Source organism: Ensifer sp. 1H6 (genome assembly GCF_001976035.1).
In the GTDB taxonomy this organism is placed as follows: domain Bacteria; phylum Pseudomonadota; class Alphaproteobacteria; order Rhizobiales; family Rhizobiaceae; genus Ensifer; species Ensifer canadensis.
Window position 1 is genome coordinate 1 of sequence record NZ_MOAI01000065.1, and the last position, 11,023, is coordinate 11,023.

Below are 11,023 nucleotides of genomic sequence, written 5' to 3' on the forward strand. Positions count from 1 at the left end.
GGTCATCGGATGCTCCTCTCAAGCTGAAGGTTGACCCCTTCATGCTCGGAGGACTCCGGCCGTTCGTCACCCCTGGTCCGATCAAAGCCTCGCCGATACCGTCAACGAGGCACACGCCTCAGCCCGCGCCCCTCCCGCGCGAGCGGGTTCGTTCAATGGCGCAACTTCGACCTCCAGCGTGGTCGACGGCAATGTCTGCTTTCAGGCGGCGGCAGCTCACCTTCAACGGACGACAGGCGGGCGCAATGCTGCCGTTTCGCCTAACCCTCAAGAGCGGACAGCCGGTCGAGTGCATCGTTTGGATTGAATCCGAGGATCGCTGCGATTTCGAGAAGCTCTACTACATCGACCCTGCGTTGACCGCTTTCTAGGCGGGCGACGAACGACTGATACTCGCCCAACTTGGCAGCGAGTTCCGTTTGCGTCAGGCCTGCAGCCTCCCGCTTTTCAATCAACAGCGCAATCAGCGCCTTGTGCCTCGGCGTCCCAAGCGTTTTGGCCACGATTGCCCACCTTGTTCAAGATGGGGTCTTCATTTATATCTGATTTTCAGTTATCTTAAATTCAGATAATCGTGACTTGCGAAGGCTCACGGTAGATGGAGCGTTGCTATGGAACTTCGCCAGCTAAACTATTTCGTGGCGGTTGCCGAGGAGCTGCATTTCGGTCGGGCGGCAGCTCGGGTGCATATCGCCCAGCCGGCGCTCAGCTGCCAGATCCAGTCGCTGGAAAAGGAACTCGGCGTTCGCCTGCTGGAACGGTCGACCAGAAAGGTCGAACTGACCAGGGCAGGGGAGATCTACTACGATCGCTGTGTGCGGATCTTAGGCGATGTCGATCTGTCGGCCGAGGTGGTGCGCTCGGTTGCCGGCAAGTCGAGGCGCAAGATCCGGATCGGAACGGTCTATCCGGCAACGATTGGCGTGCTGCCGGCATTCCTGGCGCGCATCGGCCGCAAGTATCCCGATATCGAGCTGCATATATCCAGCGGCTCGACCAACGACATCATCCGTGGGCTTGAGAACGGCCAGATCAATCTCGGCTTCATCCGCCCGGTTGAAAACATCGGCTCGCTCAGGTTCTTCTCGATTGCGCATGAGCGCTATCTGCTGGCAGTGGAGAAGAACAGCGCCCTGCTGGCCCGAAGCGAGATCGGCATCGAGGATCTGAAGGGCGAGAAGATCATCTCGTTCTCGCGCCAGAACCTGTCTTTCACCGAGCGCTACTTCACTGAAAAGTTCGAGGAGCATGATCTGTCGAAGACCGTCGCCTATAGCTGCGACGACACCTTCTCGCTGGTGTCACTGGTGTCGGCCGGTCTTGGCATCGGCTTTGCGCCGGAATGGACGCTGGATCTGCCCAACCGCAATTTCGAGCTCAGGAAGGTGAGGGGTGTCGACTTCAGGATCGGGCTTGGGGTCGCCTGGAGCAAGGATGACCCAACGGCCGCCAGAGACGACATCATCGACATCGCCCGGTCGCTTGTCAGGCAGGGCAGATGAGGTATTCGGCTTGAGCCTCATCTTCCGATACCGGTGGATTGTAGAAAGGAGGTGCTGCGCTTCGAGCGATGATAAAACGTGGTCTTGTTTTGCAACAGCCACAAGCATCGGAAAGGAAGCGCAGCATGAAACACTATAGCGGCCTCGACGTTTCGGTGAAAGAGACGTCCATTTGCATCGTTGATGAAACAGGCAGTATTTGCCGCGAGATCAAGGCGGTCAGCCATCCCGACGACCTGGCGGCCGTGCTGCGAGATCCTGCCTGGAACCTGGACAGGATCGGTCTTGAGGCCGGCCCTCTATCGCAATGGCTGTTCGAAGGCCTTGCCAGGGCCGGGCTACCGGTAATCTGCATCGAAACTCGCCATACCAAGGCATTTCTCAAGGCACAGCCGAACAAGAGCGATCGCAACGACGCCCGTGGCATCGCCCAGATGATGCGCGTCAATCTGTTCCGGCCGGTGCATGTGAAGACGCTGATCAGCCAGAAGCGCCGCGCCTTGCTGACGGCTCGCAAATTGCTGCAGGAGAAGGCAATCGCCATTGAAAACGACATCCGCGGCCTGTTGCGCAATTTTGGACTAAAGGTAGGGATTGTCGGCGCGGTCAAGTTCGAGGAGCGGATCCGGGAACTGGTGGATGATATGTCCGACATCGGGGAAATCATGGAGCCGTTGTTGGCGGCAAGACAGAAACTGCGTGACGAATTCTCCCGACTCCACAAGAAGGTTCTGGATATCGCACGCAACGACCTTGAATGTCGGCGGTTGATGACGATCCCGGGCGTCGGCCCCGTCGTTTCGCTAGCTTTCACCAGCACGATCGACATTCCTCAGCGATTTAGAAACTCGAAAGTGGTCGGCGCTGTGCTGGGACTGACGCCCAAACTGAACGAGTCGGGCGAAAGCAAACGCGTGGGACGCATCTCATGTTGCGGTGACACTATGATGCGAACGCTGCTCCATGAAGCCGCGCAGACCTTGTTGTCAGTCACAAGGAAATGGTCGTGGCTGAAGGCTTGGGCCATGAACGTCGCCAAGAGGCGAGGGCGCCAAAAAGCCATTACCGCATTGGCGCGCCGGCTGGCAGTGATCATGCACCGCATGTGGAGCGATGGCACCGAGTTCCGCTGGACGAGGGAGGGATTGCCAACCGCCGTGCACGCATGACCCGGCCATTGAGCCAGACAAGATAACGGTTTCCGCATTCGTGCGGAGAAGAAGTCCCTCGCGGGACGACGGATGAAGTAAGTTCGGCCCTCACCTTGTATCGACTGCTGCAAGCGATCAGGACGCCGGTGCAGATTGTTCTGCTTCATTCTTCTGACCCCATGGTGGGAGGGCCTGCAAGGCCGATCCCGGAGAGAAGCAAGACCCCGCGATGGATTCCTTATGACGGCGAAGGAGCTCGAAGATGCTTGACCTCGACCCGCCGAGGGGCGAGTTCCCGAAAACCTCGTCGTCCGCGATCCCTCAATCAAAACGGAGCGGCTTGCCGGGCCCAGGCTTCCCGGATCCCGGCCGTTGGCCGTCGCGATGCTGATCCTCCGAGACGAGGCATTTAAATGTCTGGGAGGTTTGCCGGGGTGAAATAGACTCTGGACCTATTAAACCTCTTGCGGGAGTGGCGATCGATTGATTCAATAGGCGGCGTAAGGAGGCTTCGCCCATCTTTGGGCATCTCCGCGCCCGGGAACAGCAACAATCCGGACCCTGCGAAGTTTCTCTATTGGAGCAGCCGGTTGAACAGATTTCCCAACGTGCCCGCGTCCTGATCGGGCTGCTCCGCTCCAGGGACCGGTTGTCTGGCCGCGGGTTCGAGAGTAGCGGGGTCTTCGTCGGCTTGGTCCGGCGGCGCCTTGTCGCTGTGCGCCACATTGCCGTCAATGATCTCCTCGATAGAAAGTTGGTTTCGCTCGCCTTTAAGGGAGTTGTCGATGTCGCCGCCGACGATGTCGCGCAAGGATCCTCCAGTCGCTTTGCCGGTGAGCAGGTCATCGATCCGCAGCTTGTCGGCCGGCAGTCCGAACTTCTTCAGTGTCGCCAATGCAGCGGTGGGGTTCTTCAAAAGTCCCGACAGATCGGGATATATGTGAGGACCGGCAAATGGCCCCTCGATCAGGACCGGCACTCCGATTCCCTCGGTTGCGATCTCGGCGCCCTGTCCCTCCAGCGATGCGACCACCCGCGGATCGAGGCGAAACTTCAGCTGTCCGTCCGCAAGGTTTGCCTCCCCGGTCCCGTTCATGCGCACGAGCGGGCCGATTAGCTTGATGTCCTCGGTTCGCGCAACGCCGCTATCAACGGCAAACGAGGCACTGAGTTCAGTGAACCCTGTCGCTTGGCTTTCATTCTGCCTGAAGCCCGACGACATCAAGCCAACGAGGTTGTTATAGGCGTCGGCGATATCGATGCCGCGGATGGCGCCATCGGAAAACCGGACATCCGCGCTGCCTTGAAGCGATTGTTTGAGTGTGCCAGTCGTGCTGCCAGCTCCCGTTATGTCGAGCTTGGCCTGCAGCGCGCCTTCAAGATGTCTGAAGCCTGCCATGTCGGTCAGAAGCGGCGCCGCCGAAGCGCCCGCGATCGAGGCGTTTAAAGCAATCGACGGTTCTGACCCGGAGCCGTCGGCCCTCAGGCTTGCGGTAATATGGCCGCCATAGAACGGGCTTTCAGGAAGGCTGAGACTTGCGACTCCATCGGCAACGGTAAGAGTGGTTGCCACCGGCCCTGCAAATACGTTGCCGTATCCAAGTTTATCAGCGTTGACACTAATCGATGCGTCGATCAATCGAAGCGAGGAGAAATCCAACGGAGCGTTGGGCGCAGGACCAGCTCCCCGCGCCTTCGATTGAGGTTCAGGCGAGCGCGCGCCGGCGAGGCGCGCAAAATCTAACTGTGCGAACTTGAGGGCACTGGATATCTTCAATGGTGTCGTGAATTGGACAGATCCACTCCCGGTCCCCTCGACACCATTGACGGACAAAGTGGCACTTTCGAACTGAACGCTCGCCGGGTTCGCGCTGACTTCACCGTTGAACGCAAATAGGTCGATATTGTCCGGGCCGCTCTGTCCAAGCCAGCCAAGGAACCCGCGAAGGTCCGCTGTCGAAAAAATCAGCTTGCCGGCATAGCCGTTCGGAATGGCCGCTTTGCCATCAAGCGAAAGAGCCGCTCCCGGCATACGCATGTCAAGCTTCAGGGGTATTTCGCCCGTGTCGAGGTCCCCGGCCAAGAGACTGCCTAACGGTAGCTGCAAATCGACTTCGGCAGGTTTGCCGCGCCAGGCCAGGCTGCCCGACAGACGCCCCGGTTTTGCAAAGTCATCGATCCTGAGCACCAGCTTCTTAATCTTGACTTCGCTCAACGAGGGATCGGCGACGCCCGGCGCGATGAAGGTGGCGCTGTGCAGGCCCAGGCTGCCGGTCATGTTGATTGTTTTTCTCAGGGCATCCCCCGAGAGGCCGCGAAACGCGAACCGGGTATCGATCGTGACAGACCCGGTCAAAGGAACGGATTGCCCGGTCAGATTTGCCACTTTGGCGACATCGAGCCCGCTGCTGGATATGCGGCCCTTGAAGGTCGGCTCAACCTTGCGAATATCGGCAGAGATATTTGCCGCAACGCTGCCGGCATCGATGCCGAGATGTTCTATCCTTGCCGTAACCAGCCCGTCCTTAAGCGTTGCCGCCAAGGCAACGTCTGATGCTGAGATGTCACCAAGGACAAGATCCCTGATGTTCACGCCGATATCGGCATCGAACCCGGTCAGAAGCTGCAAACCCGTCGAAGCGCCCGACTTCTCCGATTTCGCGTTGGGTTGCGACGAAGCCGAGGTAGTAGCCTCAAGAAATGCGCTCAGGTCCAACCGTTCGGCGTCGATGTCAGCGAGAAACCGCGGGCGAATGCCGGGTATGAAGAGTGCGTCGAGGCCAAGAGCCTCGTCTCCAACGAGCAATTTGCCGCCGCGGATCTGGTAGCTGCCATTGGTGTTGAGGGCGACTTGTCCGGTGGCCTCGAATGCGGAGAGCCCGGGGGCGGGGGCGGGATCCGCCTCGAAGGAAAGGCTCAGGTCAGCTGGCTGTCGTTCAAGCAACGGGCGCACGGAGGAGATCGCGAGCGTCATCTGGTAGCGCCGTTCCTCGATACGGGCGCTCGCCGAAAGGGAAAGTTGATCGTCGATGTCGGGTACTGCGAGTGAAAGGTCGATATCGGTTATGACCTGCTTCGCACCGGCAGTGCTTTGCTGTCTCAAAGTGCCACTGACAACCGAGACCGAGTCGATTGCACTTCGCTCCAGGAAAGTGACAAGCGCGGCAAGCGGATCGCCTGGTTTGGCTCGGCCCAGCTTGCCGCCTTCTGTGGGCGATGCTTTGCCTGTCTTCTCGTGGAATGTGATGATCGGCTGAACCAGCCTGATCTCCTTGATGTGCAAGCGATCCGACCAGAGGGAGGAGAGTGTCACTGAGCCCGCAACCTCTCCGATTTCCGCTGCGACGCCCGCTTCTTCGCTCGAGAGCACGACAGTTTCGGCAACCACCGCCATATGTGGGAATACGGACAGCCTGACGGGGCCTTTCAAGGCAATTGAGCTGCCTGTTGCAGTCGAGAGCTTTCGGCTGAGTTCGGCGCGCATCCAATCGCTCGAAACGAAGCTGGGCAAGACGAGGATGGAGGCGGCAATGAGCGCACCGAACGCGAGAAGGCCAAGGAAGAATCGCATTATATGTCCCCGTCGCGAATACAACTGATTCGTTATCGTTTTCCGGGGTGAAAAGATTTGCAACTGCCGGTGGACTTGTCCGGTACAATGGAGCAAGTGATCTGAGTTGTAAGCGATATGGCAGGGAAGGTGGCAGCGCGCCGCACGCCATGTCGGACGCGACCGCGAGGCGGCATGGAGGCGGCCGTCTCTTTCCTGACGCTCTGACTCCGAGTTGTTCTTAGGTCGAAACAAAGCGACCGATCTCGCAGTTCGGGACTCTTGTCAACACGCGAACGTTCGTCGAACGCGAACGTACCCGATCTCGCGTGGGATCCTCATTGCACAACTGTCGGGGCTGTGAACGTATAGCCCACCCCATAGACCACCTTTATCGGCACGTGCAGGTTGGTCTGCTCGCCTATTTTTCGGCGAAGGCGACTGACGACAGCATCCAGATGCCGGTTATCGAAATGGGTTCTGGGGCGGGCAATGGTCTCCGCCAGTTCCTCGCGTCCGCAGATGCCACCGTCATGTTTGCAGAGCGTGCTGACGAGCGCGAACTCGGTTGCCGTTAGCTTGAGTGAGCGTTGGTTGGGCGCAGTGAGAGTCCAGTTTCTGCTGTCCAATGCCCATTTGCCTGCCGCGCCGTCCGCTAAATCACCTTGATCACCTGTTCGCCGCAGTAGGCTACGGATCGCTGCTTCGATCTCCCGCAAGGTGCTGTGCTTGACGAGGTAAATGTCGGCTCCACTTTCAAAGCCGCGAATGCGGTCGTCACCGTCGCCAAGAGCTGTAAGCATGATGATGCCGCAGCGATGGGCCTCACGGATTTCGCTGGCCAGGTCGAAACCATTGCCATCAGGCAACCCGACATCGAGGATGATGACATCGGGCGGCTCATCATTTGCCAGTGTCTGGCGCAAGCCTTCTGCTGTCGCAGTTCCTTCGGCCGTGAAACCGCACAATCCCAGAAAATCAACCAGATCCCTGCGCAGTCGCTGTTCGTCCTCGACGATCAAAATGCGGGTCAAGCCATTATCTCCTCTTGCAGGGCGGGCTCTGTCGTTCCGCTCAAGACAGGCACACGCGCCACAGCCGCCGTTCCCCCTCCTTCACGGGGTAGCAGCTCCAATGTGCCGCCATGATAGGCCAGAAGCTTACGGGAAGAGTAAAGGCCAAGCCCGGTCCCGCTTCCGGCCTTGGCGTTGGAGGCTCGGAAGAAGCGGCGACCAATTTTGTGTGCCTCAGCTTTCGGTATGCCGATACCGCGATCACACACTTGGATAACGACGAAGCCACTTGCCGACAGGGTATCAATATGAATGGGCTGGTTCTCGGGCGAATATTTGAAGGCGTTGTCGATGAGATTGATGACGACGGTTGCCAGCATATCGGGATCGACGAAAACCGAAGTTGCTTCCCCGTACGTTCTGAAATGCAATCGTTCCCCGCGCCCGGTCATTTCGAAATGGAACTGCACGTCGGCCATCAGAGATCCGATCTGCATCGATTGCGGTCGAAAGCCATTGTCTCGGTCGTTCGTCATGAAGCGATCAATAAGGGAGAACAGCCGGTCTAGCGCCTCGCCGATCCCGGTAAGCCGTTCCTTTGTTGCTTCACGCGATCTGTCACCGACGAGACCGATCATGTCGGCCGCATTACGGATGACCGCCAGAGGAGTACGAAACTCGTGACTAACAATGCGCATGAAGTCCGCCTGCTCCTCACGAAGCGCGCGTTCGGTTTCAAGGCTGGTATTCAATTGGTTTTCAAGGTTTCTGCGTTCCACCACTTCCCGTAACAAAGCGTCGTTCTTCTCGCGTAGGGCCGCTGATAGTCGCGAACTGACCATGAAGAGGAGGCAGGCAAACAGAGCGATCAGAAACAGAACGCCCTGCAACAGGTACCAGGCGTTGCGATTGTCGAGAACCGTGATGTCTTGGGCGGCGGCCGGGTTCCAGTACTCGATGGCGCTGTGAATTATACTGGCTGCGATATATTCGGCCAATACCGCAATGGTCATCCATCGCAAAAGCCAAGGCTGTGTCCGGTCACGCAGCAGCGCCACGGACATTACGGACATCATGATGATCGTGAAGAGTGTCGATGAGTGGATGCGGATGGCAAGGTTGCCCGGATCGACGGCGAGGGCGATGCTCCAGGCCACGACCTGAAAAATCAGCAGCGAAATACCGATCCAGGTGTAGCGCGGTTGGCCCAGGAAGCGCGCCAGTCCTTCGGCGAGCAGGACCAGACCGAGTTTTATTACAGTATTGTGCAGCACGATGGACCATGCTGCAGGCTGCTCGCCTCTCAAGATCATCAAGAGAAGCCCTATGGCAATGGCGGTAAACCCCGCAGCAAGAAACTTGAGCTCGTAGAGATGGCGCCAAGCCAGCCAGACAAAGATCCAGACGACCGCCTGCAGGCTAGCAGTCGCCAGATTGACGACCAGGACTGTCTTGAGGTCAAGCATTCTTGAGCATTTGTACGGTGTCCCCCTGCTGCTGCAAGTCACGCGATCATGCAACCTATAGCTGGCAGGAGTCGAACGCAGGCGCAAGAACAATCAAGTGACGTAAGAATTTACAAGAGTTCAGCCGAATTGATCGATTTTCATCGATCGACAAATCCCAAGAGCGCTCTGCAGAGCGTCGCATGCAGGATTTGGTCAGAATTGAATCGTTTTGTTCGGTTGAATCTCCGCTGTTTGCCGCTTTATCGTTCGCGTGGTTGTGGCCTTGCAATTCTGGTTGAAGGAAGTCGCGTCGAGGATTTCGCGCAGATTGCGCATGCGACGAAGCTTGTCTCAGGGTCGGCAGGTCTTGTTCGCTTCACTTTTGGGGGCTCATCGCATGAAGCATGTCGTACGCACCGGGAAGACCGGGCAAGGATCGTCGCTCCCGTCATCCAGGCGCAGCGACCAGGCCGCAGTCCTGTCCGACCGAAACGCATCGCGTTTAGTGATAGTGTTGGCCTTGGGTCTCGGCGGCGCAACCGTGGCCGGCAATGCGTACGCAGGCTGCACCGGGTCCGCGACCCAGACAATCGGCCAGGTCGACTATGGATATACGTGGTCCGCCTGCTGGGGCGACAGTGGTGTCGATCACAACGACGAGAAGGACGGTGACCCAGGAGCGAATATAACGATCAAGACGCAGGCCTCGTACACGGCCGGCGCAAGCCTCCCTTACACAGTGCCGTGGGAATCCGTCGGCGGCGTCATCATGACATATACAATGGGTGGCGCTGGCGTCGACGAGGGAAGCGCCGGCGCCGGGGGTTCAGTGACGATCACCAATTACGGCCCCATAACCCTGACGAGCTCGACAGATCCAGGCTCGATCGGCAGCTTGATTTCGGTAACGAGCTTCGGCGGCGACGGGGATGGGGATAACGACAACTACAAAACCAGCGGCGGGGCCGGTGGGGCGGGAGGCGCGATAACGATCACCAACTATGGGGCGCTGGCCGTAGAATCGCTCAACTCGAATACGGTCAGAGGTATGACCGGCATCTTTGCCGTGAGCAAGGGCGGCAGCGGCGGCGAACAGAACAGCGGTGCGGCGGGCGACCAAGTGGGTGGCAACGGCGGCAGCGGCGGCACCATCAACATCACCAACACCGGACAGGTGAATCTCGGCAGCGGGACCAACCCGCTGAGCGGACTGGACTATGTCTGGGGCCTTGCCGCCGAATCCACCGGCCAAGCAGGCGGCCACGACAACGGTGCGGGCGGCGCGGGCGGCTTCATCGATATCGCAAACGGTTCCTCCGGCAATACAGCCGCCGGCGCGATCGGTATCTACTCGAACGACGCCGACAGCGTGCGCGGCATCTATGCGCTGAGCCAGGGCAGCAGCGGCACGGCTTCGCAAGACAGCTCCGATGAAGGCGGTACCGGGGGAGGTGGCTCGGTCATAAATGTCGACACATATGCCGACATGAAAATCGTCGCCACCGGCGAGGTGAATGACCTGTCAGGTGGAGTCGTTGCCGTTACCCAGGGTGGCGATGGCGGAGACGGCTGGAGCTCGAACGTCGCGGGCGCCGGTGGCGAGGGCGGCAGGCCCGAAAGTGGAATAGCCGCGACGACCGTGACGGTCCATTCAGGCACCATTTCGACCCAAGGCGACTATCTTGGTGGCGTGATCGCATTGAGCCAGGGTGGCCGCGGTGGCGACGGCCAGGCCGGCGAGAAGGACAGCTCTGGCGGCCGCGGCGGAAATGGTGGTCAGATCCAGTTGAACCTATCCGGCGGCAGCGTTGAGACGGAGGGCAGCTACGCCTATGGCTTGCTGGGCCAGAGCATTGGCGGCCAGGGTGGCAATGGCGGCGACGACACCGCCGTTGTCGGCACGAGCGGCGGGGGCGGCTATGGCGGCAATGCCGGCAGTGTAGGCCTCTTTTCGAGCGGGGCTTCGAAGATCACGACGAGCGGTGATTACTCGGCCGTCATTACTCTGCATTCCATCGGCGGCGGTGGCGGCACCGGCGGCAACTTCACCGACGTGCTCGGGGGTGGCGCGGGCAATGGCGGCAATGGTGGCAATGGAAACACGGCTATCGTCAACAACAACGCGGCGATCGCCACCTCGGGCGGGCATTCCTATGGCATCCTGGTGCAGTCGATCGGCGGCAGCGGGGGCACTGGTGGCATCGCCGACGGGCTGACGCTCGAGCTGGGCGGCGATGGTGGCGACGGCGGGGAGGCCGAGACGGCCAGCGTCCAGAATTCCGGCGCGATCACCACCTCCGGCTATTCGGCGCACGGCATCATTGCGCAGTCGATCAGCGGCGGCGGCGGTGGGTCGGCC

Annotated in this window: 6 protein-coding genes and 1 pseudogene; 3 read left to right on the forward strand and 4 right to left on the reverse strand. The window is 59.4% G+C overall.

All coding sequences use genetic code 11. From position 1 onward, the window contains the following. Positions 1 to 260: 260 nt before the first annotated feature. Complete coding sequence (locus tag BKP54_RS34500) at positions 261 to 503, reverse strand: helix-turn-helix transcriptional regulator (protein ID WP_084815697.1); 243 nt, start codon at positions 501 to 503, stop codon at positions 261 to 263. Between the two features lie 108 nt (positions 504 to 611). On the opposite strand from BKP54_RS34500, the gene BKP54_RS34505 reads away from it, so the two are divergent. Further along, positions 612 to 1,502, forward strand: coding sequence for a LysR family transcriptional regulator (locus BKP54_RS34505; protein WP_084815698.1), 891 nt, complete (start codon positions 612 to 614; stop codon positions 1,500 to 1,502). 125 nt (positions 1,503 to 1,627) lie between these two features. Beyond that, the gene (locus BKP54_RS34510) at positions 1,628 to 2,671 is read left to right on the forward strand and encodes an IS110 family transposase (RefSeq protein WP_084815699.1); all 1,044 of its coding nucleotides are present in this window, start codon (positions 1,628 to 1,630) and stop codon (positions 2,669 to 2,671) included. 556 nt (positions 2,672 to 3,227) lie between these two features. Here the strand turns inward: BKP54_RS34510 and BKP54_RS34515 are convergent. The 3 genes from BKP54_RS34515 to BKP54_RS34525 all read right to left on the reverse strand — a co-directional run bounded on the left by BKP54_RS34515 (position 3,228) and on the right by BKP54_RS34525 (position 8,682). Further along, complete coding sequence (locus BKP54_RS34515; protein WP_084815700.1) at positions 3,228 to 6,227, reverse strand: AsmA family protein; 3,000 nt, start codon at positions 6,225 to 6,227, stop codon at positions 3,228 to 3,230. Between the two features lie 314 nt (positions 6,228 to 6,541). Continuing rightward, a complete protein-coding gene (locus BKP54_RS34520) occupies positions 6,542 to 7,237 on the reverse strand; it encodes a response regulator transcription factor (protein ID WP_025430976.1) in 696 nt (231 codons plus the stop codon). Next, positions 7,234 to 8,682 (reverse strand): HAMP domain-containing sensor histidine kinase, encoded by a 1,449-nt coding sequence (locus BKP54_RS34525; protein ID WP_025430975.1) that lies wholly within the window; start codon positions 8,680 to 8,682, stop codon positions 7,234 to 7,236. Before BKP54_RS34525 ends, BKP54_RS34520 begins: the two co-directional genes overlap by 4 nt. 751 nt (positions 8,683 to 9,433) lie before the next feature. Here BKP54_RS34525 and BKP54_RS34530 point away from each other — a divergent pair. Further along, positions 9,434 to 11,023 (forward strand): annotated as a pseudogene (locus tag BKP54_RS34530) (autotransporter outer membrane beta-barrel domain-containing protein); the annotation flags it as partial.